Annotated in this window: 21 protein-coding genes and 1 pseudogene; 11 read left to right on the forward strand and 11 right to left on the reverse strand. The window is 43.2% G+C overall.

The annotated features are described in order from the left end of the window. Nucleotides 1-4: 4 nt before the first annotated feature. Nucleotides 5-292, forward strand: a complete 288-nt coding sequence (gene patX / locus FIS9605_RS0109515; protein WP_026732389.1) for a heterocyst-inhibiting protein PatX — start codon at nucleotides 5-7, stop codon at nucleotides 290-292. A gap of 707 nt (nucleotides 293-999) precedes the next feature. On the opposite strand, the gene FIS9605_RS0109520 is transcribed toward patX, so the two are convergent. Beyond that, complete coding sequence (locus FIS9605_RS0109520) at nucleotides 1,000-2,058, reverse strand: class I SAM-dependent methyltransferase (RefSeq protein ID WP_026732390.1); 1,059 nt, start codon at nucleotides 2,056-2,058, stop codon at nucleotides 1,000-1,002. Nucleotides 2,059-2,344: 286 nt separating this feature from the next. Between FIS9605_RS0109520 and FIS9605_RS0109525 the strand changes: the two genes are divergently transcribed. Then, complete coding sequence (locus FIS9605_RS0109525) at nucleotides 2,345-2,545, forward strand: hypothetical protein (RefSeq protein WP_026732391.1); 201 nt, start codon at nucleotides 2,345-2,347, stop codon at nucleotides 2,543-2,545. A gap of 182 nt (nucleotides 2,546-2,727) precedes the next feature. Here FIS9605_RS0109525 and glnA read toward each other — a convergent pair whose 3' ends face one another. Next, entirely contained in the window at nucleotides 2,728-4,143 is a 1,416-nt protein-coding gene (gene glnA / locus FIS9605_RS0109530; protein WP_026732392.1) for a type I glutamate--ammonia ligase, read from the reverse strand. 354 nt (nucleotides 4,144-4,497) lie between these two features. Here glnA and apcB point away from each other — a divergent pair, with 354 nt between their 5' ends. Together apcB and FIS9605_RS0109540 are read left to right on the forward strand one after the other, a co-directional pair. Next, a complete protein-coding gene (gene apcB, locus FIS9605_RS0109535) occupies nucleotides 4,498-5,007 on the forward strand; it encodes an allophycocyanin subunit beta (RefSeq protein ID WP_026732393.1) in 510 nt (169 codons plus the stop codon). 175 nt (nucleotides 5,008-5,182) lie between these two features. Beyond that, entirely contained in the window at nucleotides 5,183-6,019 is an 837-nt protein-coding gene (locus FIS9605_RS0109540; RefSeq protein ID WP_026732394.1) for a TlyA family RNA methyltransferase, read from the forward strand. On the opposite strand, the gene FIS9605_RS46570 is transcribed toward FIS9605_RS0109540, so the two are convergent. Further along, nucleotides 6,016-6,123: a CP12 domain-containing protein gene (locus tag FIS9605_RS46570; RefSeq protein WP_082209747.1), complete on the reverse strand. Its 108-nt coding sequence runs from the start codon at nucleotides 6,121-6,123 to the stop codon at nucleotides 6,016-6,018. The genes FIS9605_RS0109540 and FIS9605_RS46570 overlap by 4 nt on opposite strands. 227 nt (nucleotides 6,124-6,350) lie before the next feature. Between FIS9605_RS46570 and FIS9605_RS36660 the strand changes: the two are divergent. Then, nucleotides 6,351-7,747, forward strand: a pseudogene (locus FIS9605_RS36660) (IS110 family transposase). 401 nt (nucleotides 7,748-8,148) lie between these two features. After that, nucleotides 8,149-8,364, forward strand: a complete 216-nt coding sequence (locus tag FIS9605_RS0109550; protein ID WP_026732395.1) for a hypothetical protein — start codon at nucleotides 8,149-8,151, stop codon at nucleotides 8,362-8,364. Nucleotides 8,365-8,380: 16 nt separating this feature from the next. Here the strand turns inward: FIS9605_RS0109550 and FIS9605_RS0109555 are convergent, their stop codons facing one another. Then, nucleotides 8,381-9,763, reverse strand: a complete 1,383-nt coding sequence (locus FIS9605_RS0109555) for a GTP-binding protein (protein WP_026732396.1) — start codon at nucleotides 9,761-9,763, stop codon at nucleotides 8,381-8,383. A gap of 454 nt (nucleotides 9,764-10,217) precedes the next feature. Here FIS9605_RS0109555 and FIS9605_RS0109560 point away from each other — a divergent pair, with 454 nt between their 5' ends. Next, nucleotides 10,218-12,437: a sensor histidine kinase gene (locus tag FIS9605_RS0109560; RefSeq protein WP_026732397.1), complete on the forward strand. Its 2,220-nt coding sequence runs from the start codon at nucleotides 10,218-10,220 to the stop codon at nucleotides 12,435-12,437. 18 nt (nucleotides 12,438-12,455) lie between these two features. Here the strand turns inward: FIS9605_RS0109560 and FIS9605_RS0109565 are convergent, their stop codons facing one another. Then, the gene (locus tag FIS9605_RS0109565; protein WP_026732398.1) at nucleotides 12,456-13,742 is read right to left on the reverse strand and encodes a DNA cytosine methyltransferase; all 1,287 of its coding nucleotides are present in this window, start codon (nucleotides 13,740-13,742) and stop codon (nucleotides 12,456-12,458) included. Between the two features lie 995 nt (nucleotides 13,743-14,737). Here FIS9605_RS0109565 and FIS9605_RS0109570 point away from each other — a divergent pair. Continuing rightward, nucleotides 14,738-15,310: an HD domain-containing protein gene (locus FIS9605_RS0109570; RefSeq protein WP_026732399.1), complete on the forward strand. Its 573-nt coding sequence runs from the start codon at nucleotides 14,738-14,740 to the stop codon at nucleotides 15,308-15,310. Between the two features lie 109 nt (nucleotides 15,311-15,419). Here the strand turns inward: FIS9605_RS0109570 and FIS9605_RS0109575 are convergent, their stop codons facing one another. Then, on the reverse strand, nucleotides 15,420-16,436 hold the full coding sequence (locus FIS9605_RS0109575; protein ID WP_026732400.1) for a ribose-phosphate pyrophosphokinase: 1,017 nt from the start codon (nucleotides 16,434-16,436) through the stop codon (nucleotides 15,420-15,422). A gap of 761 nt (nucleotides 16,437-17,197) precedes the next feature. On the opposite strand from FIS9605_RS0109575, the gene FIS9605_RS0109580 reads away from it, so the two are divergent. After that, nucleotides 17,198-19,000 carry a serine/threonine-protein kinase gene (locus tag FIS9605_RS0109580; protein ID WP_026732401.1) on the forward strand — a complete coding sequence of 601 codons (1,803 nt, stop codon included), beginning with the start codon at nucleotides 17,198-17,200 and terminating at the stop codon, nucleotides 18,998-19,000. 1 nt (nucleotide 19,001) lies between these two features. On the opposite strand, the gene FIS9605_RS36665 is transcribed toward FIS9605_RS0109580, so the two are convergent. Further along, nucleotides 19,002-19,205: a hypothetical protein gene (locus FIS9605_RS36665; protein ID WP_035139500.1), complete on the reverse strand. Its 204-nt coding sequence runs from the start codon at nucleotides 19,203-19,205 to the stop codon at nucleotides 19,002-19,004. Here FIS9605_RS36665 and bioD point away from each other — a divergent pair. Next, nucleotides 19,196-19,885, forward strand: a complete 690-nt coding sequence (gene bioD / locus FIS9605_RS0109590) for a dethiobiotin synthase (protein WP_026732402.1) — start codon at nucleotides 19,196-19,198, stop codon at nucleotides 19,883-19,885. The genes FIS9605_RS36665 and bioD overlap by 10 nt on opposite strands. Nucleotides 19,886-19,932: 47 nt before the next feature. Further along, the gene (locus FIS9605_RS0109595; RefSeq protein WP_026732403.1) at nucleotides 19,933-21,162 is read left to right on the forward strand and encodes a M20 metallopeptidase family protein; all 1,230 of its coding nucleotides are present in this window, start codon (nucleotides 19,933-19,935) and stop codon (nucleotides 21,160-21,162) included. Nucleotides 21,163-21,396: 234 nt separating this feature from the next. Here the strand turns inward: FIS9605_RS0109595 and ilvN are convergent, their stop codons facing one another. The 4 genes from ilvN to FIS9605_RS43945 all read right to left on the reverse strand — a co-directional run bounded on the left by ilvN (nucleotide 21,397) and on the right by FIS9605_RS43945 (nucleotide 25,213). After that, on the reverse strand, nucleotides 21,397-21,915 hold the full coding sequence (gene ilvN, locus FIS9605_RS0109600) for an acetolactate synthase small subunit (RefSeq protein ID WP_026732404.1): 519 nt from the start codon (nucleotides 21,913-21,915) through the stop codon (nucleotides 21,397-21,399). 120 nt (nucleotides 21,916-22,035) lie between these two features. After that, nucleotides 22,036-22,635, reverse strand: a complete 600-nt coding sequence (locus FIS9605_RS0109605) for a molybdenum cofactor guanylyltransferase (RefSeq protein WP_026732405.1) — start codon at nucleotides 22,633-22,635, stop codon at nucleotides 22,036-22,038. A 128-nt stretch (nucleotides 22,636-22,763) separates the two neighbouring features. Further along, nucleotides 22,764-24,875, reverse strand: a complete 2,112-nt coding sequence (locus FIS9605_RS0109610; RefSeq protein ID WP_026732406.1) for a thioredoxin domain-containing protein — start codon at nucleotides 24,873-24,875, stop codon at nucleotides 22,764-22,766. 182 nt (nucleotides 24,876-25,057) lie between these two features. Next, nucleotides 25,058-25,213, reverse strand: a complete 156-nt coding sequence (locus FIS9605_RS43945; RefSeq protein WP_197036018.1) for a hypothetical protein — start codon at nucleotides 25,211-25,213, stop codon at nucleotides 25,058-25,060. Nucleotides 25,214-25,412 lie beyond the last annotated feature (199 nt).

Raw genomic sequence — 25,412 nt, forward strand, 5'->3', positions numbered from 1 at the left:
CGATATGCGTGCTGTTATTTCACTTTTGATTACCGGTCTGTTACTGAGTTGTATGGCTATAAACAGCCAAACAGTTACAAATTCCTTGTTCGATATGTTGCAATCCACCTCTGGTTCCCAACAATTGATCTCGGCAAAATCTAAACCTCCCAAGTCTCCTTATCGGGGCAGTGGACGGGGTAGAGAACTTTTGCTATCTTCGTCAAAAGGCAATACTCCCAAAAACCGTCCTGCTAGGGGTGGTGAGCGCAGAGAGCTAAAACAACAGCTCAGCGATGCACGTGTTGTTTAACAACTGCATACTTAATGCAACTTGTTGGGTTACTAGTTTTTGTAGGTAGCAAAAGAATCAGAGTACGGTCAAACAGGATGTTTGGTTTAACATCTGTTACACACCTTCTCCAGTAAGTATATAACAGTTGAGACACAACAAAGTCAGGCAATAGCTCTGTGTTTCATCAGTCATCTTTGTGTAGATAAAGGGTCGTCAACCCTTGCGAACAGAAGGCAAACTCAGCTAGCATCTGTATCGCAAGCACCATTACTCCTCAAATCAGCAAAAAGTTCCCATCGCAAGCTTTAACTTAATTAATAAAGGGTGTCACTTCATCTACCAGTTAGCGCAGGCACATCCCATTTAGGTTTTATGCGTGATTTCTTTTGGGGAAAGAGCCTGAAAGCAACTCCCTTACTCTCATATATAGGCTTTTTCATGTGTTGAGCAACTGGTATCCTGCATGGGGAAATCAAGAATTTTATTAGGGTTGCTGACAAATGCTCGATTTCGTATTTTTTTTACAGAGCCTCTGACAATAAATTTTTACGCAACTACTAGCCCATCTTAGAGCATCGATTCAGCGTTCATCGATACTTAGTACGGTAGACCAGGAAGACAAGGGAGAGGGGGAGAGTGGGAGGTGGGGAGACTGTATTAAGAAATCCCCCATCACCCCATCTCTCAAAGTTTTCATTGTCCTCCTTCCCTTGTCCTTGTTCTCATTATCTAATTGGTTTGTGAGCAATTAAATACTTGCTCATAAAGTGGACTTGCGTTTCAATATTCTCAAACCCTGCTTTTTCTAAACGCTCTACCAAGTTATCCGTGACGTAATGCTTATAGTAGGGTTCATGGAAAGTTTCATGGAAGTTTTCCATTAGCGGTTCCATTTCCGGAGAATCACTCATCTGGATAGAATCACAGATAATAAATACTCCCCCTGGTTTTACGATCCGGTAGCATTCCTCTATTACCCGCTGACGCGCTGCTGCTGGTAACTCATGGAAAAGGAAAACCGAAGTTACGGCATGGAAATAATTATTCAGGTAGGGCAACTCTTCGGCATTCGCCTGTAATAGTTGCGGTAATTCCCCTGGAATTTGGCTTAACAATTCATTCGCTTTGCGTAAATAAGCAGGTGACAAATCTATACCAAACAGCGATGCTTGGGGCAGAGTCGCCCGAATCATCTTTAAAGTCCGACCTGTACCACAAGCTACATCTAAAACACGTATTTGCCGAGATGGTACATCAGCAAAACTATTCAGTTCTTGCTTCAGTGGAGCAAGAATGCGCCGCCGCATAGCGTCTGCTGAGCCGCCAAACAGAATTTCCACCTGCAAATCATATAAATTTGCCGAAAGGTCGCTTAAGTAACCATCTGTCTGATGATGGAAGTTCTGGATGTAGTAACTGGGATAACCAGCGGTATCCACATTTGGGGAAAATTCTTGATATCTTTTTTGTTTAGCTCGTTCCCAGATTAGAGGTAAATCTAGCCATACTACAGGGTAGTAGCGGAAAAAGTCTTCCCAGGGATTATCAAACAGCAAGCTCTTGGGATATAAACCCCGCTCTGCATCTTGCCAATCAACTTCTAGTAGTTCATTCAGTCTCTCTTGAACTTTAACTAAAATTTCGCTCGGAATAGGTTTGGCTTGCCGCTGCGCGGGAGAGATGATGTTCATCAAGCGCGTACTTAACATTTTATGAGCCAAACCAAAGTAGTTTTTGCCCTGCTGAAAAGTTTGATAAGTCAGCTTTGTTAAAGTGTCAGACATGAAATGGCTTGGGTGTAGTTTACTTTTATTTATCTAATTTTAATAATTTTAACCATACATACATTAGCCTTAAGAATGGTTTATCTATCCGTATTTAGACTTAAGCAAATAGAGGATTGCAGTAAAACAATACCTGCCATTCCTTTTCATCTGAATTATGCCTGACTGGAAATATTAAGTTTTATAAAAATGTATCATTCCGTAACTTCTGATACAGAATTTAGTGTGATAAGTTTAAAGAGGAATAAACAAATCAATTAAATAAAACAAGAGGGAGGACTCTGGTATGTCTACCCAAGACAAAGCTCGTGCCTTAATGATGCGTCATTATCAGCTAATCAAGAATCGTCAGCAATCGATGCTGGAACGTGCGGGAGAAGAACTAGGTCTTCCTGGAGAAATGTCTCACTACTGGAATCCAACTCAAGGGAAAATAGACCCCAACGCTCGAATGACTTATGACCGCAGCAATGCTGCGATGAGCTAAATAGTTGGTGGTTGGTAGTTGGTAGTTGCTAGGTGGTAGTTACAAACAACTACCAACAAACAACCAGCAAAAAAAGCCACCCAGCTTGGGTGGCTAAATTTATGCTCTCAAATAGCTATTTGTTAGTTGTTGACAACGAACTACTATCTACTAACTACTAACTACTAACCAATTTCTTAAAATTAGCAATCGTAGTAGAGAGAAAATTCGTAGGGATGAGGACGCAAGCGCATGGGGTTGACTTCGTTATCCAGCTTGTAAGAAATCCAAGTTTCAATGAAGTCTTCAGTAAACACGCCTGGTTCAGTTAAGAAAGCGTGATCCTTTTCTAGTGCTTCCAATGCCAATTCCAAAGAACCGGGAGTGGAAGGAACCTTAGCCAGTTCTTCTGGAGAGAGTTCATAGATGTTTTTATCTAGAGGTTCACCAGGATGAATTTTGTTCTTAATGCCATTCAAACCAGCACACAGCATCGCAGCAAATGCTAGGTAGGGGTTAGAAGTAGCATCAGGACAACGAAACTCTAAACGCTTGGCTTTGGGGTTAGTACCAGACAGAGGAATACGAATAGAAGCAGAACGATTACCTTGGGAGTAAGCCAAGTTCACAGGTGCTTCATAACCAGGTACAAGACGCTTGTAAGAGTTGGTGGTAGGGTTGGTAATTGCCAAAAGTGCGGGTGCGTGCCTGAGGATACCACCAATGTAGTACAATGCTATTTCACTCAACCCAGCGTATTTGTCGCCTGCAAACAGGGGTTGACCGTCCTTCCAGATAGATTGGTGGGTGTGCATCCCCGAACCATTATCCTGGAAGACAGGCTTGGGCATGAAGGTGACAGATTTGCCGTATTTCTTAGCGACGTTCTTGATGATGTACTTGTAAGTCATCAGCCAGTCCGCTGCTTCGATTAACTTACCAAAACGGAAGCCCAATTCGCACTGACCACCAGTTGCAACTTCGTGGTGGTGCTTTTCAATTGGAACTCCGCATTTTGCCATTGTCAACAGCATTTCTGTCCGCATGTCTTGCAGGGTATCTGTGGGTGAAACAGGGAAGTAACCCTCTTTGTAGCGCGGTTTGTAACCTAGGTTGGGGCCTTCTTGTTTACCGGAATTCCAACGACCTTCTACAGAGTCTACGTGGTAGTAGCCTTCGTAGGAGTTTTGATCAAAGCGAACATCGTCAAAGATGAAGAATTCAGCTTCGGGGCCAAAAAAGGCTGTATCGCCAATTCCAGAAGAAACTAGATTGTCTACCGCTTTTTGAGCAATTACGCGAGGACAACGGCTGTACCATTCACCCGTACGCGGTTCTTTGATGCTACAGATGATGCTAAGAGTTGGTTCCTGCATGAAAGGGTCGATCCAGGCAGTGTTTGGATCGAGTACCATTGCCATGTCTGATTCGTTGATGGCTTTCCAACCCCGAATACTGGAACCATCGAAAGGTACGCCGTCTGTGAAACTGCTTTCATCGATTTGATCGTGAAATACTGTCAGGTGCTGCCAAATTCCTGGCATATCGATGAATTTCAGATCGATCATCTGAATATTGTTGTCCCGAATCATCTTCAGGACGTCTTGTGGGGTTGTCATGGTTACTCCTTCTCTGCCGACATCTTAAGTACAGTAAACCACAATGTTAATGCACGCTGACCCTACTAGTTTGAACCTAAATCTTAAAGACACCTGGAATATCCTAAAGAGATAAAACAGGCAGATTTTGTAGTTTTTGTTACAGAATGTCAAGATTACAGGTTATGTTCACCTTTCCTAAACATGTGTACAAAACTTGAAAGTTCATCTGTTGGGGGCAACTTTGGCATAGAATCCTTAAGTAGCGCATAGATTGCTTTTGTGCCGGAGCTTCTTTATATTTCAGTGGCACAAAAAGTAGCAGCAGTCAAATTAATATCAAACCATAGATAGTAACGATTGGGAGATAAAGGAATGCGGGATGCAGTCACAAGCTTAATTAAGAATTATGACGTTGCTGGACGGTATTTTGACCGCAATGCGATCGACAGCCTCAAGTCCTATTTTGAAAGTGGAACGGCACGGGTGCAAGCCGCAGGTGCTATTAATGCAAATGCAGCGGCAATCGTCAAGCAGGCTGGCTCTAAATTATTTGAAGAACAGCCAGAGTTGATTCGCCCTGGTGGCAATGCCTACACGACTCGTCGCTATGCGGCTTGTTTGCGCGATATGGACTACTACCTGCGTTATGCTACCTATGCCATCGTTGCTGGTAGCATGGATGTGCTAGATGAGCGGGTTTTGCAAGGTCTGCGGGAAACCTATAATTCTCTGGGGGTTCCTATTGGTCCCACAGTTCGCGGTATCCAAATTATGAAAGACCTTGTGAAAGAGCAAGTAGCAGCGGCTGGTGTTACTAATACTAGCTTTTTGGATGAGCCGTTTGACTATATGACTAGTGAATTGAGCGAGAAGGATATTTAGTAATTCAACAAAGGCAGGCATACTGCCTGCTCTAGTTGGTTTAAGATAGATCAAGCCTCCTGAGGTTGGAGCTTTGTCAGCGCACTCTGATGGGATGTTGTGTTAGCGAAGTTCAAGCCTGGGAGGTTAGTTTTTTTGATGAACCGCAAAAGACGCAAAGGGCACAAAGAGAAGATTGGCTAAGCAAAGATTGGATGTTTTATTGGTAGAAAAGAATTTGTGTTCTTCAAGACAGCAGGCGCAGCGGCTGATTCAAGCGGGTGAAGTGACTGTTGATGGTAAGCTTATTGACAAGCCAGGGATGGAGGTTGAGGTTGCAGCTGAGATTAAAGTTAAGGAGCGATCGCGTTTTGTTTCGCGCGGTGGAGAGAAACTTGCTAAGGCGCTACAAGAGTTTGCTATTGCTCCAGAAGGGCGGATTTGCTTAGATGGTGGTATTTCTACAGGCGGTTTTACTGATTGTCTCCTGCAAGCTGGGGCAAAGCTAGTTTATGGCGTAGATGTTGGTTACGGACAAGTTGACTGGAAGTTACGTAACGACCCAAGGGTGATTTTGAAGGAACGCACGAATTTACGGTATCTTACACCAGATGAACTCTATGGTACATCCCCCTTGTCTTCACAAGGGGAGGGTTACGCTGACTTAGCAGTGGTGGATGTTTCGTTTATTTCGTTAACTAAAATTTTGCCTGCTTTGTGGCGGTTAACTCAACCTCCTCGTGAGGCGGTGTTGCTGGTGAAACCTCAGTTTGAAGTGGGGAAAAATCGTGTGGGTAAAAAAGGAGTTGTACGCGATCCAAAAGACCATGCTGAGGCAATTATTCAGGTGTTGCAAGCTGCTCTAGAGTTAGGATGGAAGTACAAAGATTTAACTTGGTCGCCTGTTACTGGCCCAGCCGGGAATATTGAGTATCTTTTGTGGCTGGGAATGGATAATGAGATAGCACCGCCAGATTTAGAGGCTATTCAGCAAATGACGAAATCAGCAGCAGCTGACTTTAGAGAAATTTAAACATCGTAAATACGACACTCACTTGCTTCTGGATGAGTTTCACAGAAGCTGTTTACGAACGCTATCGCTTCCGTTATGGATGGAAGAAACAAAATAAGATGCACCGAAAAAAATTACACTTTTATTGTGTCCTGACAGTTAAGACCGATCCCCCAATGGTGCTTCGTCGCCCGTACAGAAGGCAAGGTTGCTGGGTTGAGACGGTTATGACATTGGTGAAATGGTTGTTGCCATTATCCCGTGCGCGGAGACTGTATTCATCCGTCAACCCAGGTCAGGGCACACCTCCAATTGCCAGTATGACTCCGCATTCGTGAGGAAGCCTTTGATGATGAAAACACCAAAGTCCAAATCCCGTTCCCATCAACCAAGTGCGAATGAAACTTCTGACTTAAGACCAATCAACCCAAATGCAGCGGGTATTGATATCGGTTCAGAATTTCACTGGGTGAGTGTTCCAAAAGATAGAGCCTCCGAGAGTGTCAGACGTTTTGGCTGTTACACTGCTGACCTGTATGCTCTAGCCGATTGGTTGCCTCTTTGTGGAGTTAAAACTGTAGCAATGGAATCAACGGGAGTATATTGGATTGCGTTGTTTCAAATCTTGGAGACAAGGGGCTATTACGTCGCGCTTGTCAACGCCCATCACGTTAAAACATTGCCTGGACGTAAAACTGATATTTTAGACTGTCAATGGTTGCAACAATTACATAGTTACGGATTGTTGTCTGGTTCTTTTCGCCCAGAAGACCAAATTTGTGTATTACGGAGTTATATCCGCCACCGAGATAGTCTCATCAAAAGTGCTTGTGTTCACATTCAACGGATGCACTCATGCTTTAACCCAGATGAACGTGCAACTGCATAAAGTTGTTAGCGATATCACTGGTACCACTGGTATGGCAATTATTCGAGCTATTGTTGAAGGAGAAAGAGATCCACAAATTTTGGCAGCTAAAAAGCATCACCGCGCTAAACGCTCAGAAGCTGAAATTGCCGCCGCACTGAATGGTGATTATCGCAGTGAGCATGTCTTTGTACTCCAACAAGAACTACAACTTTACGATGTTTATCAAACTCAGATAGCAGCCTGCGACCGCCAAATACAGGAGTGCTTATCTCAATTTAGCGACAAAGTCAATTTGGATGAATTTCCGCTTCCCCAACCAAAGCACATCCGCCATAAACCCCAAGGCAAAGAAAGAGCTTTTGATTTACGTACCCATCTTTACCGAATTAGTGGTGTGGACTTCACTGCTATTGATGGTCTTGGTATCCTAACAGTACAAACCATTATTTCTGAGGTTGGTTTAGATCAAGCGCCGATTCCCAACTGTTAAACACTTTACTTCTTGGCTTGGTCCTTGCCCTTGTAATCGTATCACTGGTGGCAAACTTAAAAGTTCTCAAACCCGCTTGGTAGTTAACCCTGCTACCAATGCTTTCCGAATGGCAGCACAAACAGCTGGCAAGAGCAATTCTGCTAGTGGTGCTTTCTATCGTCGCTTACGTTCTCGACTTGGCACGCCCAAAGCTATCACTGCCACTGCTCATAAGCTGGCACGAATTTTTTACCGACTTTGGACAACTGGAGGTAACTATCAAGATATTCGCATGGATTATTATGAACAACGTTACCAAGAGCGAGTTATCAATAACCTACAAAAAAAGGCTCTAGCTTTAGGTTTTGAACTCATTCCTCAGTCCGAAGCAAATACGGTTTCTTAGGAGAGGGCTAAATTAATTTGTGAGAAATTTACATGACATAAGTCAGGTAAATAATTTCGATTATTTATTCAAATTAATCAAATAGTTGCATATATCCTGCGATAGATTTGCATGATTCAAGTTTGAATACTTTAACTAGATGGGGATAGGACGTTATTTTTGTGAATTGAAAAATATAAGCAAAATTTAATATTTAAAGAGAAGTAATAATGAGTAACATCTATGCTTGGGCTTAAGCAATAATTGCTGTCATATGATGCCAAAATTTCTGAAAATATAGCAAAAAATACTAAGGAAAGATTAAATTAATTACTGAATCTATCCAAAGAAAGAAGTGATTGATTCATAAATTTTAGAAATTATATAAAAAAGTTAACACACACCTAGTTACTGATTTAAAAATGTTTTCTAAAGAGAAAGAGGAATTTTTTCATACAGAGCTAGTCAAGTATGGCGTAGATTACCAAAGAGCGGCTAAAGTCGCGAAGATTTTAGCTTCTGAAAAACCAGATGAGCTTTTAAGCGACAAAGAGAAACAACTTGCTGAAGAAGTTTGTAAAGAGTGGTTAAGACAACATCAGCGCTTAACTTCGATTTTTAGACAGTATAAGCGTTAAAGAGAACTGGGATAAGTCATTCATCCACTATACCCAAGTTTCGTCCTAACTCTTGGCGTAAACGATACAAAATCGTATTTGGTTCCACTTCAGCAAGAATTTCTGCAATGACAGTACTAGCGCCTAATTGTCCCCAAGAGCAGCCTTTTTCGAGGTATACTTGGGCAGCTTTGCCGACAGCAAAGGCTCCATAGCCAGCGATACCTGCTTGGGCGATCGCACTGCCTGCATAAGCAGTAATATGGCTGGGATTGTCACCCGCAGCAACAGCAGCCGTACTTTTACTTAACCCTAACAGTAAACTGCTACCTATTTCTCCCAGTAGCAAGCCACCAGAACTCAGTAAAATCGTTTTCAAAAGCTTTGTAGCTTCGTAACCAGTCATCGGCAAACCATACAACCGCGCCAGAGAACGAATTAACGCCAAGTCCGCTACAGTTCCGCCGATGATATCTAAAAAGGCGATGGGATTGAGTGCCACAGCCACAGCTTTATATCTAGTAAATTGCCAAATCAAATCTTCGGCTTCTTGTTGGCGTACATTGATGGTTTTGGAAGCGATCGCCTCTTCTGCTTCTCTTGCTTGAATGAGTGCATTTAAAGCCAAAAGCGATCGCCCTTCACGGTTGAGAATTTTGAGAATAGTTTGTTTGAGTTCGTCTACTTGTGGCGGTGGAGTCTCCCATTCGTAAGTCACATTTCCATCAGGCCATTCCACACGCACTTCCATAGGTGCGGGTTCCGCCGCGATCGTGACAATTTCATCAGGCTGTAAGGGTTTACCTTGAGTATTTCCTGCACCTAACTGTTGCAAATTTTTATAAATCTTTTCTCGGTCTGTATCTGGATACAAATCTATTTTGTTAAACACGAGAATCAGCGGCTTTTGTGCCTGCCGTAATTCGCACAAAGCTTGGTATTCAGTACGAGTAATATCACCAGCGACTACAAACAAAATTAAATCTGCTTGACGCGCTACTTCTCGCGCCATCTGCGATCGCACTTCTCCAGCAATTTCATCTAATCCTGGCGTATCAATTAACTCCACCTGCACCTTGTCGCCAACATTCCAGCGTACGGAACGAGGATACTGAGTTACACCATGAAGGGGGCCAGTTTGCAAAATCTTTTGTCCTAGCAAAGCATTCAACACCGCCGACTTACCACGACTAACCAAACCAAAGGCGGCAATTTTAATCACGTTATAGTCTAGTTTGTTAAGAGTGGCAGTCAAAGCCTCCAATTCTGGCTTGACCAAACCCGCTAATTGTGAGTTTGATGATACTTGTCCGGGTTTGCGGATATTGCCATACCAAGACAGCGCTTGTCTGAGACTAGCACGAGCGCGATTTAGATGAGTTTCTTGCAGGTTCTTTGGCACTTGCTGAGATTGAGTCAAAATTATAGCAATTTTAGGTTTTGGATTGAGGAAATCAAGCTAACAGCTTACTGATTTATTTTTACCTAATTGCAAATTTAGCAGTTTCGTGTGTTAGATCAGCCAAAACAATAATAGTACTATTGTACCAAATGCATAGATGATAGCTAAAGCAAGCTTTGTAATAATGCTATTTGCTTGATACTTGGTGTTTTGCCAAATCATAATTTGGTGTAAAGAAATCTAACTATATAAATAGTTTTTATCCACTAGCTATTGTACGGTTGGGTTTAGAAACCTATTCGTAATAATCACTAACAGTGATAACACAAAGCTTTGTTTATTAACACCGAACTACTTATTTATGGAGAAAAGATAAACACAAAATCAAATTAGGATAAAGAGCAATTTTGACTTACGAATATGGGAACACTAACTTCAGCTAACAGTTGTGCATTACTACGCTGATTAAAACATGAAATATTTTGATTCTAAAGATTTTATAAAAATACCTTTACGCCTAATTCTAATTGTTCCTTTCGTAGTTCAAATTTCTGCCTCTGTTGGGTTAGTCGGATATTTATCATTTAAAAATGGACAGAAGGCAGTCAACGATCTGGCCGGTCAGGTGATCGACAAAAGCAACAGCCTGGTAAATCAGCATCTAAATAGCTACTTGGCAATTCCGCATCAGATTAATCAAATGAACGTGGATGCTGTAGAAACGGGATTACTCGATTTACAAGACTTTGAACATGCAGGAAAATACCTTTGGAAACAGATGCAGCTCTATAAAAATTTGAGCTACAACGGCTACACTTTGGTTACAGGTCAAGGGGCTGGTTCTGGCAATTATCCAGGCAGTCAATCTACCACAATAGATTTGTATCCTTTAACAGTTAATGGAGTATCTAAGGTTTATTCCTACGCTACGGATGCTCAAGGAAATCGAACTAAGCTACTTAATAACTTTGATTACAACAGTTTTGAACAACCTTGGTATATAAATACGGTAAAAGCAGGTAAACCGATTTGGAGTGGTGTGAATGCCTGGGATGGTGCGGTTGGTTATATCGCTGCTTCCGCCAATTATCCTATTTACGATCAAAGTGATAAGTTGCTGGCTGTTATTGGTGTTGATTTACTGCTGTCGAATATCAGTGACTTTCTCCGCCAAATTCACGTCAGTCCAAATGGCAGTATTTTTATTATTGAACGCAACGGGCTATTAGTAGCCAATTCCAGTTCTCAAAAACCCTATGTAATTGTTAATGGTAAAACTAAACGATTAGCTGCGGCTGACAGTTCTAACCTCCTAATTCAAGCAACTGCTAAGTATTTACAGCAACACCTGGGTGACTTTCACAAGATTCAAGACAAACAACAGTTAACGTTTGATTTTAAGGGCGATCGCCAATTTGTCGAAGTCACTCCCTGGCGCGATCGCTTTGGTCTGGACTGGCTTGTGGTTGTAACTGTCCCCGAATCTGATTTTATGGCGCAAATCAACGCCAACACCCGCAATACAATCGTGTTATGCCTGCTGACTTTAGCAGTGGCATCTATTGTTGGTATTTATACCTCTCGTTGGATTACCCAACCCATTTTGCGTTTGAGTCACGCAAGTCAGGCAATTGCCGCTGGACAATTAGACTACTCGGTAGAGGTGAAAGGGATTGATGAGTTAGAGATGCTCAGTAAATCTTTTAACCACATGGCTAGGCAGTTGCAAGAATCTTTTACAGCCCTAGGAACAGCTAACCAACAATTGGAGGAGACTAACGCAGAACTGGAACAGCGGGTAGAAGCACGGACGGCTGAACTACAAGCAACTATTCAGGAACTGCACCGCACTCAAGCTTATATGGTGCATAGTGAAAAAATGTCAGCCCTCGGTCAGATGGTGGCAGGTGTGGCCCATGAAATCAACAATCCGGTCAACTTTATTCATGGTAATCTCACCCATATTGATGAGTACGCTCAGGATTTATTGCGCTTGGTGCAACTCTATCAAAAGTACTTAAGCGAACCACCCATAGAAATTCAAAAGGAACTTGATGCAATTGATTTTGACTTTTTAGACAAGGATTTAACCAATGTACTCAAGTCGATGCGAATAGGAACGAATCGCATTCGTGAAATTGTGCTGTCATTGCGAAACTTCTCGCGATTAGATGAGGCAGAGGTGAAAGAGGTTGATATTCATGAAGGCATCGATAGTACACTCGTGATTTTGAACAACCGCCTCAAGGCCAAGCCAGATCATCCCGAAATCCAGGTCATTAAAGAGTACGGAAAGTTACCTTTAGTAGAGTGCTACGCAGGTCAACTAAATCAGGTGTTCATGAACATTCTCAGCAATGCAATTGATGCATTGGAAGAACGCGATCGCGATCGGTCACTGGAGGAGATTAAAGCTCAACCCAGCACAATTTGGATTTTGACAGCTGCTAAAGATGACACTGTAACAATTCGTATTACGGATAACGGACTCGGTATCAGTGACGCAGTACGTTCCAAGTTGTTTAACCCATTTTTCACCACCAAGCCTGTCGGTAAAGGAACAGGATTGGGCTTAGCCATCAGCTACCAAATTGTCACAGACAAGCACGGCGGCAAACTTTCCTGTCATTCTACACCAGGACAAGGAGCAGAATTTGTAATTGAACTCCTCATTCATTCTGCAATTATCTAGAACTTGACTAACCTTGGTTTATCTTTTTCTTGGCTGTATGACATCTACAGACACACCATAACGCCGAGCGGCTTGAGACATATTTAGTTTTAATAAACTTTCATCTCCTAAATGCATCTTTTTTTGTGGTTTGATTGGAACTACTCCCAAAGCGCGGATGATTTCAACTGCAATTGCCTTAGCAAGTAAGGGAGGTACTGAGTTTCCCACTTGTCGGAAACCATGCCACTTGGTGACATGAAATCGAAACCAATCGGGGTAAGAATGCAGTCGTGCTGCTTCTCGGACGGTGATACATCGTGGACTAGAAGGATGAATGGGGCGAGGAGAGGTGAAAGCCCCCCGGTTCCTGGCTGTTCCAGCTCTGAGGGTGTTACAGATACCATTTTTGTCCAGTTTATGAAAGCGACTAATAGGTTCTGCTTTACCAGGTATAGTCACCTGAAATCTCAGCATCGATTCTGTACTGTGTCGAGTACGAATGCTTGAGGTCAAGATTCTGGAATCAAATTGCCTTTCGTAGCGGTAGTTATCTCGATCAAAATCTAATCCACGCAGTTTTCTGCTATATTTGCTGGCTTTACCATATTCTGCTACTACCCAGTCTCTATCAAGCAATTCTGGGTATATGTCTACTTCCGGTAAGTCACCAATGGCATCCCAAACAGTGGGAGTATCTGGTAAATCAGCCTTGATGACAAGATATTGCGATTTTTTAGATTTTGCTGGTTTAGTGTTCGCTACCGGATATTTAGGTAGAGGCAAACCTTGACGACATCCCAACAGAAATAATCTAGCTCTGTGTTGGGGTACTCCGTAATTGGCAGCATTGAGAACTTGGTAATCTGCTTCTACTTCATAACCAGATGCTCTAAACTCTTCAATGATTTCTAAAAGAAATTGGCGATGCTTTCCAATAGTTAGTCCTGGTACATTCTCAAACACAAAGTATTTGGGTTGTAGCTCTAAGACTAACCGTAAAAAGTGATACACAAGCCCATTGCGGGGGTCATCAAAGGCGCGTTTGCCAATAATCGAGAATCCTTGGCAAGGGGAACCGCCAAAGACAACGTCAATTTCTTGGTTGCCAATAGCTGAACGGTTTCTAATTTCCTCGCCTGTCACATCTTCAACACTTTTGCACAATATAGACCAAAAAGGGAAATTGAACTCGTAGGTAGCACAATGAATTGGGTCTAACTCAACAGCAGCCAGTACGTCAAACCCAGCTTGTTCAAAGCCAAGGCTCATGCCACCAGCACCCGCGAATAAGTCAACACCTATAGGTCTTTGTTTGTTATCCATCCGATCTTCTCAAACTATACCGCAGGCGGCGATTTGCTCGATTACCGTTGGTGTGGTTTAACCAGTTCAGCTTACCCACAAGTTATTTTGAAGCAATCCGGGTATTTTAAATTTTTGGCAAATATGAATTTTTTCCAATCCGGCTACAGATCTATAGATTAAAGCTAAAGCTGCGAATAGGGAATAAGAATAGGTTTCGTTATTACTAGAAGTTACGCATTGACACGTTTAAAGGTTTTGACCTATTGTAATCAAACATTTATTCCACAATCGTAGAAAAATTTTAGCAACCCTTACTTGTGTCAGTAAGTCTACTTTCACTCTGATTTCACACAAGCTCAAATTCGATGAACGTGTGAAATTCTTCTAATTCTCGTTACCAGGTTGAACCTGGTAACGAGGGTTTACCGATCGCGAGTGAGAATCCACCTCGAAAATATAATCCGCACCCGTCAATAATCCACGCATGTTTGCTCGTTTTGTGTAGATTAGTGCGTCGTCTAATTGTTTTTGAACCCCCGTCAGCGTGTATTCCTTTCTATACGACTTAAAAGGTCGATAATTGCTATCCATACTTGTGTATAAATATATATAAAAATACAGGCAATTAAAGCCCATAATACAGAGAAAAAACTTGGAATACCGAACCCATAACTTGGTGTGCCGAGAATAAATAATACCGTAAGAAATACGATAAAATATCCAATGAATTGAATGATTCGTAGAGTAGCAATTAAGCCAGTGTATAGTTTACTCTGATTGGAACCACTAGGTGAAGGATTGCTACTCATAGGTACACCTGTATGTCACTTTTGTAGGAATAAATCTAGCTACAAACTCAAATTGCAGCATTTCGGATTATTTACTGGACTTTAGTACTAGCTTTTGTGCAATTTCGTGTTCCAGTGGGAGTGCGACCAAGTGTTTGAGCCAATTGTTGCTGTGAGATAAAAACGAACACGCGCGAGCAAACCTTTATGTTATCTATTTAGAAAATGCTCTCAGAACGTTTTACAGAAGCCCTAACCTACGCCACACAACTCCATGCGAAACAAGTTCGCAAAGGTTCAGGAGTTCCCTACATTGCTCATTTGTTGGGTGTCGCTAGTATTGCCTTAGAATACGGGGCAAATGAAGATGAAGCGATCGCCGCTTTGTTACACGATGCCATTGAGGATCAGGGCGGTGCTGCAACACGTGAAGAAATTCGCCGTCGCTTTGGAGATCGTGTGACTGCAATTGTTGATGGTTGCACCGATGCCGACACTACACCCAAGCCACCGTGGCGAGAACGTAAACAAGTATACATTGCTCACCTTGCTACTGCTTCACCTTCGGTGCTGCTTGTGAGTGCTGCTGATAAACTCCACAATGCGCAATCAATCACAAAAGATTATCGCCTTTTGGGCGAATCACTTTGGCAACGCTTTCAAGGAGGCAAAGAGGGTACGCTTTGGTATTATCGGGCGTTAGTAACTGCTTTTCGCCAAATAGGATCTTATCCGCTCTTTGAAGAACTAGAACGGGTTGTTTCAGAACTGGAAGATTTGACTTCTGGAGATTCTTAATTTGGCAAGAGAAAGCACCCTGAAAAGATACAAAGAAATTAGTTAGCGCAGGCAGGAATAGCCTGCGGCATTGTGCGAAATCGTAGCAGTGATGACAGTATTTTCTGGGTTAGCGGAACATACTACTTACTGAACTATCTTCATGAATCCGCCAGATTGTTTCGCCTAGCAGATTAGCCACCGAAAGAACCACCAATTGCGAGAAGCGATCGCTCTCTTTGACAGGAATTGTATTGGTGACAATCACTTCCTCAAAAATACCACTTGACAACCGCTCTACCGCAGGAGGGGAAAACACCGCATGAGTGGCACAGGCATATACCTCACGTGCTCCTTCCTCGCGCAGTAGCTTTGCTCCCTCTGCGATCGTGCCGCCAGTATCAATCATGTCATCTACTAGCACTGCCGTTTTCCCTTTCACATCACCGATGACATTCAATACCTCGGCGACATTATGAGCCTGACGACGTTTATCAATAATCGCTAAGGGGGCATCATTCAGTTTTTTCGCAAATGCCCTAGCTCGTGCTACACCACCTACATCTGGGGATACAACTACAATATCTTCGAGCTGTTTGCTGATCAAATAATCCAGTATTACTGGGGAGCCGTAAACGTGATCTAGGGGAATATCAAAATATCCCTGTATCTGGGCTGAATGTAAATCCATTGCCAAAATGCGGCTAGCACCTGCTTGGGTAATTAGGTTAGCAACCAGCTTGGCAGTTATTGACTCCCGTCCTGCTGTTTTTCGGTCAGCACGGGCATAACCATAATAAGGAATTACTGCTGTTACCTGTCGGGCTGAAGCTCGACGACAGGCATCAATCATAATTAGTAATTCCATCAAATTGTCGTTCACAGGATGACAAGAGGGCTGGATTAAATAAACATCACAGCCCCGAATTGATTCCTGTATTTGAACATAAAGTTCTCCGTCCGCAAATCGTTTACGAATCATAGGTCCCAAGTCCATGCCCAGATAACGAGCTACTTCTTGAGACAGGGGTACATTAGCAGAGCCAGAGAATAGCCGCAGGCGATGGTTTTCAGCTATTCCTGTTGCAGTTGGCGGCAATTTGAAAGTAGCAGTACTCAGCACAGCTGATCCTCGATGTGCATTCATGGCAATCTTATCATCAGATATTTAGATTATTTAAGAGCAATAGTCCGAAAAAACATCTGTGAGTTTTGTTGAAGCTTTCATAAAAACTTGAAACATACCTCCATGAAACTACAAATTCCTAGTTTTTTAGTTCTTGCGATCAATACGCTCTTGCCAGCTTAACTGACGTTCAACTCATGAACTACACTCGTAATTGAGATTTTTTGGCTTGAGGTGAAAATCCCAAGTCTCAGTATATTTACTCGATAAAGTACTGACCTATACCCATATAATTTCTAAGCTGAGAACAAACTATTCTAGTTTACTAGTGAAAGTAAAAACACTTATGAATGAATTAATAATGGACAGCTAAATTATTTTATGATACTAGCTGCAAATTAAAACATTAGCAGACTTGCTTTATATTTTGCCATTACCCAATATTGACAATATTGTCAAAAATTCCCTACTGGAAGAAGAAGGTGGCGCTTGACGCTGGGGAAAAGGTTAAAGGGGCAAGGACAAAGGAAAATCCATCCTTTAACCTTTTCCCTTTCTCTATTGATGTACGCAGTTCATGATGGACTACATAAAAAAACTGACTTCTTCACCTTTTTTACTACTTTGTATTGGAGACGGAGTGTGAAAATAGAGTACGGGCAAGTCCGTAAAGACTTTCTTTTATACATATTGGCACGGCAGTTGACTAGACGCCGTTGCTAGATATGATTTTTTGTGGGTGAGTTTCTCCGAGTAGTGCTGTTATACTCTATCAATTGAAAATGCAACCACCAATTTCAGCTGGTACTGTTCTGCAAAACCGTTATCGAATCATTCAAATTCTTGGTCAGGGGGGATTTGGTAGAACCTATCTGGCAGAGGATCAAAGACGCTTTAACGAACTTTGTGCCATCAAAGAATTAATCCCCAATACAACTGACCTTGCCACTTGGCAAAAAGCACAAGAGCTTTTCCTGCGAGAAGCAAATGTTTTGTATCAAATACAACATCCACAAGTGCCGCAGTTCCGGGAAAGATTTGAACAAGACCAGCGGTTATTTTTGGTACAAGACTACGTTGCTGGGAAAACATATCGTGCTTTGCTGGATGAACGTAAGGCTGTTGGTGGTGCATTCACAGAACAAGAAGTATCGCAATTAATACACTCTCTGTTACCAGTATTAGAACACATTCATAGTCGAGGCATTATTCATCGAGATATTTCACCGGATAACATTATTTTGCGTGACATCGATGCCAAGCCAGTGTTAATTGACTTTGGGGTAGTAAAAGAACTGGTAACACGATTGAAAGCTGCTAATCCGACAGTAACAGGAACTTATGTAGGAAAATTAGGTTATTCCCCCAGCGAACAAATACAAACGGGGCAAGCTTACCCCAGTAGTGATTTATATGCACTGGCAGTCACAGCAATAGTTTTATTGACTGGTAGAGAACCTCGGGAACTATTTGATGACAATCACCTAACCTGGAAGTGGCAACGTTGGGTAAAAGTGAATCCGCAATTTGCTCAGATTTTAAATCGAATGTTGAGTCCTAGACCAAGCGATCGCTTCCAAAGTGCAACAGAAGTAGCACAAGCACTGGAATCTCTGGAACAGGCAATACCAACAGTTCCCCCAGCCACACTACCACCCACTGGTCAGAGATCTAACGCCCAAACAGTTCCCGGTGGTCGCCGTCCTGAACAAGTTGCGTTACCTGCACCAGATAAATCCAATCGCACAATTCCAGAACCTGCTGCTGGTGGGTCAGTATTAGATAACCCATTGGCGATTGGGCTAATGACTGTTGGTGTGATTAGCTTGGCAGGATTTGGTTCTTGGGCACTAGTGCGTACTATTCGCGGTACACCACAACCAACTGAAATACCAACGCAAACTTTCCCTTCTCCTGTGTATACACCCACACAAACACCTACAGTTACACCCACAGAAACTCCTACTCAAACACCTACAGTTACTCCTACCACACAAAAGCCTTCAGTCATCACCAAACGCCTCAATTTTGACACATCCAACACGATCAAAGTTGAGGATACTATTGATGCAAATGAAATCATCCGTTACACTTTCAGAGGTGAAAAAGGGCAAAATTTAACTGCGCTGCTAGCACAAGAAAGCGGCGTTTTGTTAACAGTTTTAGATCCCAATGGCAAACCAATTAACAATACTGCTAAGGATGTCACCTTTTATCAAGGAACATTACCCGTTAATGGTAGGTACGCGATCGAGTTAAGCCCAACTCCAGAAATTGCTGAAAGCGATTATAGCCTGAGTATCAGATTAGAAAGCCCTGTCAGACCCACACCCACAGAAACACCTACTCAAACTCCTACTCAAACTCCTACAGAAACTCCCACAGAAACTCCTACTCAAACTCCTACAGAAACACCTACTCAAACTCCTACTCAAACTCCTACAGAAACACCTACTCAAACTCCTACTCAAACTCCTACAGAAACTCCTACAGAAACACCCATTCAAACCCCTACTACAACACCCATAGAAACACCTACCCAACCAACGATAGAAGCACCGCTGACATATCCCTCGGAACAATAAATCAAGGTTCGTAAGATAGCTTTGAATAGGCGTGCGAACATGTATTAAATTGGTTAGTAGTTTGTTGTTCGTTGTTTGTTGTTTGTTGTTTGTTGTTTAGAACAAACAACCACCAACCACTAACCACCAACCACCAACCACCAACCACCAACCACCAACCACCAACCACCAACCACCAACCACTAACCACTGCACTTGAACGCACTACTAATTACTGCAACAGACACAGAATCTGGCAAAACTCTTTTAACAACAGCATTAGCAGCCTATTGGCAAAAATATTGTTCTGCTCGTAGCTTGGGTATTATGAAACCCATACAATCAGGAGTGGGCGATCGCGAGTGGTACCAACAGCTGTTTACCCTAGAACAATCGGCCGAGGAAATCACACCGTTGTATTTTAAAGCACCTTTAGCACCTCCCATCGCCGCAGCGCAGGAAAATCGCCGCGTAAATTTAGCTGTAGTCTGGCAGGCTTTTACAGCTTTGTGTCAACGTCGAGATTTTGTTCTAGTAGAAGCCTTGGGTGGATTGGGTTCACCCGTAACTGATGAATTGACGGTAGCTGATTTAGCAGGTGATTGGCGCTTACCCACTGTGTTAGTAGTACCAGTCAGATTGGGTGCGATCGCTCAAGCGGTGGCGAATGTGGCATTAGCGAGACAAGCGCGAGTAAATTTGGTGGGAATTGTTCTTAATTGTGTCCAACCCCGAACAGATGAGGAAATAGCCAACTGGACACCAGCAGATTTAATTCAATCCTTGACAAATACTCCTGTTTTAGGCTGCCTCCCCTATTTGGAAAATCCAGCAGAGTTAGACAAACTTGCACAAGTAGCGTCAAACTTAGATTTAGAATGCTTGCTACCTTTTGCGAAAGTTTGAAGAGTAAAAATGAAGATACCCAACCACTAATTTAAAAACTGTGAACAATGGTTTCGACATTTCCAAACTCTGCTGCTGACTTATCTCGCGTTCGCCTCTCGATTCGTTCATTGCAAGCGCAACTTGTGGAGTGGCGGCGACGACTGCATCAAAAACCAGAACTAGGCTTTCAAGAAAAACTCACCGCTGAGTTTGTCTCCCAGAAGTTGCAGGAATGGGGAATTGAGCATCAAACTGGCATTGCCAAGACTGGTATAGTCGCTGTGATTCACGGCAATCAACAGCTAAAAGCATCCAATCTAAAATCGAAAGTGCTGGCGATTCGGGCAGATATGGATGCTTTACCCATCCAAGAACAGAATGAAGTAACCTATCGTTCCCAGCACGATGGCGTTATGCACGCTTGCGGTCATGATGGACATACTGCGATCGCTCTTGGTACAGCCTATTATCTCCAACAGCATCGCCAAGACTTTGCTGGTACTGTGAAAATTATCTTTCAACCAGCCGAAGAAGGGCCGGGAGGGGCAAAGCCGATGATTGAAGAGGGGGTGCTGAAAAACCCTGATGTAGACGCAATTATCGGTTTACACCTGTGGAATAATTTGCCCTTGGGAACAGTGGGTGTGCGGGCTGGTGCGTTAATGGCTGCTGTGGAATCTTTCAACTGCACCATTTTTGGCAAAGGCGGACACGGTGCCATGCCCCATCAAACCGTTGATTCTGTGGTGGTTGCTGCCCAAATTGTCAACGCCCTGCAAACTATTGTTGCTCGCAATGTCAATCCGATTGATTCAGCGGTGGTGACAGTGGGCGAACTCCATGCTGGTACTAAGCGCAACGTGATTGCAGATACAGCCAGCATGAGTGGTACAGTTAGGTATTTTAATCCCGCTTTGAAAGGCTTTTTCTCACAGCGCATCGAACAGATTATTGCTGGAGTTTGCCAAAGTCATGGTGCTAGTTACGACTTCAAACAGTGGGAACTTTACCCAGCCACAATCAATAATGCGGAGATGGCAGAACTAGTGCGATCGGTTGCGGAAGAAGTCGTAGAAACGCCCTTAGGTATTGTGCCAGAGTGCCAAACTATGGGGGGTGAAGATATGTCCTACTTCCTGCAAGAGGTACCTGGTTGCTATTTTTTCTTGGGTTCTGCTAACCCGGCTAAGAACTTGGCCTATCCCCACCATCATCCCCGGTTCGATTTTGATGAAACGGCGTTGGCGATGGGTGTAGAAATGTTTGTTCGATGTGTGGAGAAATTTTTTAGTTGATACAGTTGGTGGGTTTGACGCTCCTCGTATTCCGCTACGCGGAATACGGGGTTTAATATCTGCGGAATGTGGGATAAAAAGATGGTGCGTTACGCTACCGCTAACACACCCTAAAACTACTGGATAATTTATTTTTTGGTATTCTCTAAAAAGCAACCTCTGCTTGAGCCGTTCAAAGTGCTAGTTACTCAACACAAAGACGTTGGCTTTGCATGTCTATCATTCAATTTGCCACTAAACCTTTGCTTCCAAAGATTTTAGCAACTCTGTATTCACCCCTGACTCACGAGTCAGAGCAATTTTACCAGTGCGAGCGATTTCTCTCAGACCAAATTTTTGCAGTACCTGCACGATCGCCACCATCTTACCGGGATCGCCGACAACTTCTAAGGTGAGAGAATCTTCCGCTACGTCTACCACTCGCGCCCGGAAAATTTGCGCTATCTCGACTATTTCTGAACGGGTGGTGCTAGTCGCATTCACCTTCAGCAGCATCAATTCGCGTTCTACACAAGGAATTTCGGTAATGTCCTGTACTTTCAGGACATTAATAAGCTTGTATAGTTGCTTGGTGAGTTGCTCAATGACGCGATCGTCACCTGGTACAACCATCGTGATGCGGGAAATTCCTGACTGTTCTGCTGGGCCAACAGCAAGGCTTTCAATATTAAAGCCACGACGGGCAAATAAACCAGAAATGCGGGACAGAACACCCGCTTCATCTTCTACTAGTACTGAAAGGGTATGTTTCATCTTCGCCGACAGAGGCTAGGGGAGCGTTTTATTAATACTAGATTGCAAGTCTGAATTTTTATTTTAAACTTAAATCCTGCACTCAGCGAAACTATTAAACCAATGGCGGCAGTTCCCACTTCACCCTAGGAGGTTGGGGTTATTCAAATTCAAGAGCATTTCGGGATCGGGCAAAGATAATACTTGCACGGAATACAGCTTCAACCACTGCTGAAACGATCGCCCTCCCTGCTCGATATACTTATTTAATCCTGGTAAACAGCGACGGCGATAGAAACCACACAAGGGTTCCCATCTATTATTTCTATAAACTAGAGCTGCGATCGCTTCTTCGGGTACTTGCTCAAGTCCAGCTACCCATTCCTGCAACACCTCAACCCGCAACCTGGGCAAGTCGCAAGCTAACAGCAGCACCCAATCGGTTTCTACTTGCGCCAGTCCTTGGGCAAACCCCACCAGTGGCCCGTGTGTTTTTGGCTCATTGCCAGTTTCTCCAGGTAAAGGCAATTCCTGAATAAACTGGCTTTTGGGCGGTAGCAAGTGTTGATACCGTTCCTGCCAAGGAGTAACTACGTAAACTTTGTCAGCACAAGTCTCAGCAATCTGACAGATTCGTTGCAAAAGAGGGACATCTTGAATGGGAATCAGGGCTTTATCCCTGCCCATACGCGTACTCTTACCCCCTGCTAACACGATGGCAGTTAATTGGTCATTAGTCATTAGTCATTGGTCAAGAGTTGATGGTTAGTGGTTAGTAGTTAGTAGTTATTGTCTCACTCCCCCACAGCCCCCAACCCCAGAGGGGCCCCTAGCCCCCACTTCCCCACTCTCCCACTCCCCATCTTCTGTTATCCCCTCGTCTGGCTTTGCCGCACTTGCTGCAACATCTGCTCTACACTTTCGGCTGCTGGCAGACATTTCAAACCTTGGCAGACTAACCCAACACTACCTTCTGGTAAACTTGATGCTACTGCAAACACAGTACTCGGTAAATACTGGGAATTTAGCGAGTATATCTGCTCAGTTGTGGTGCGAATCAAAGTACAGTTGCTATACCAATCTAAGGCTGCAAACAAACTCGGACACGCTTGAGCAGCACGACTCATCACAGAGCGAAATGCTTTTAAGCCTTGCTCGGCTAAATCCAAATAATGCAGATTATCCGTGAGCAGAGCCAGCCGCACAAGATTGGCAATTGCTACTCCATTCGCAGACGGTGTGGCATTATCTGCATAACTGCGCTCTCGCACGATTAAATCTTGACTTGCGTCACTAGGTGTATTAAAATATCCTCCTAATTCTACACTCCAAAGGTATTCGTCAAATTCTTCTTGGAGAGCGATCGCACGTTCCAACCAAAAAGAGGGGGAGTACTGAGTAACAGAAAACTCATTCCCGATTAAGGGCGAAGCTTGGTGCAAATCCAAGAGCGCTTTAATAAAAAAGGCGTAGTCTTCAGATTGGGCTAGTACGGTTGGTTGATTTTCATAATTGAGTCGGTGGAAACGCCCATTCACAAACTGATTATTCAGGATGAAATTCGCTGCTGTTGTTGCTAGTTCCAAATAAGAAGGTTGTCGAAAAACAGCGTACGCCCTTGCCAATCCAGAAATCATCAAGCTATTCCAGGCGACGATCATTTTGGTATCTGTTACTGAGGGAATGCGACCTGGCCAGTTGCTTGTTTTTGCTTCTTGGTTGTTACGAGCAGGGGGGAAAATTGTTAGTGATTCAGGAGTATTACCGTAACGTGCAACAAACAATTTTTTCAGTGCTGTTTCTATCGTTTCGCTGAGTTCACCAGCTTGACGCCTTTGCAACACATTCTTACCTTCAAAGTTACCGTTAGCGGTGACTGTAAACGCTTGTTGCAATTCCGTTAGTTCTTCGGGAGTGAGCAGTTGTTCTAGTTCGCTGTAATTCCAGACGTAAAATGCTCCTTCTTCAGGCTCTGCTTCCTCAGTAGTTGTGAAACTATCGGCATCTTGAGCCGCATAGAAATAACCTTCCGGCGCGGTCATTTCTCTTTTTAGCCATTCTACAGTACCAGCGATCGCTCTTTTGAAAGCTGGCTCCTGCACGCCTGCACTCCAAAGATTCGCCAGATACTCGACAATTTGACCATTGTCGTAGAGCATCTTTTCAAAATGCGGTACTGTCCAGGTGGGGTCAACGGTATAGCGGTGAAAGCCTCCCCCGACATGGTCGTAAATACCACCTAATGCTAGGTCTAGCCCCCGTTGAGTACAAATTTCCTTAGCATCATATTTTGATTCGCGTTCCCAGGTAGAACCAGGCAACGACAATCGCGTTCCCCGCAAAGCTAATTCTGCGTAGGGAATCATTGGGAAACTATTACCGTATTGATTGGGAGTAACGATACCGGTGCTGGTTTCCCAGCCTTGCCGTAATAACTCCCGATCTTGAGCTTGTGTTTCACCTTCTAATTTCAATACCGCAGAGGTGAGAAGCGACTCTAAAATTACTGCTTTGCGATCGCGCAAGTCTTGTTTTTCTGTATCGTAGTAACGGCGAATCGCTTGTAAAACTTGTAAAAAACCAGGACGGCCGTAGCGTGGATCGACTGGGAAGTAAGTACCAGCGTAAAACGGTACTAAATCATCTGGAGACAGAAAAGCGTTTAAAGGCCAACCTCCCTGACCGCTCATCATCTGTAAAGCTTGCATGTAAATGCTGTCGAGGTCAGGTCTTTCTTCCCTATCTACTTTAATCGGAATAAAATTAGCATTCATGTACTCGGCAATAGCCGGATCGGAAAACGCCTCTCCTTCCATGACAGTACACCAGTGGCAACTGGAGTAGCCAATTGAGAGAAAGATAGGTTTATTTTGTGCCTTTGCGGTTGCGAGTGCTTCATCGCACCAAGGCCACCAATCTATTGGATTTTCGGCGTGTTTCCGGAGGTAGAGACTCTTTGCTTCAGCAAGGCGATTAGTCATGACTAGACACAGGTATTTGCCTTTTTTGTCAGTCTACCTCTAAAAATTTTAAATTTCAGATTTGATAGTGTTTAGTAAAAATTTGTTCGGTGTTGATTGTCAGCGATCAATGGGAGCGAACAACAAATAACCAACAATTAACAACCTAAAAGCAAACATTTAATAATATTTGGTGAAAATTTTTACTCTAGAGAACGCAGCAGCGAACTCGCCAATGGTGTTGATACCGTCCCAGCAGGAGGTACTGATTTGGTGCTGATCGCAGTATTTGTGTTGAGTCCTGCGATCAGATGCAGCAAGAAAGTGATGATAGCAGCTTGTACAAATTTTTCCAGCATGGCAGTTTCCTCTCTTTAGATAGATGTTTTTTTCAGTTAGGATGGACTGATTCTGGATGCACCTCAGTACTATTGATTTTCCCTATAAGGTAGATATATCCGGACTTTTCTCAGTAAAAATGTTGAATTTTTTACAAAACTATGAAAAAAACGTACCAGCAAGCACCTGATTGGATAAGGTGAACATCACTTGCTAAAT

Source organism: Fischerella sp. PCC 9605 (genome assembly GCF_000517105.1).
Taxonomy (GTDB): Bacteria; Cyanobacteriota; Cyanobacteriia; order Cyanobacteriales; family Nostocaceae; genus PCC9605.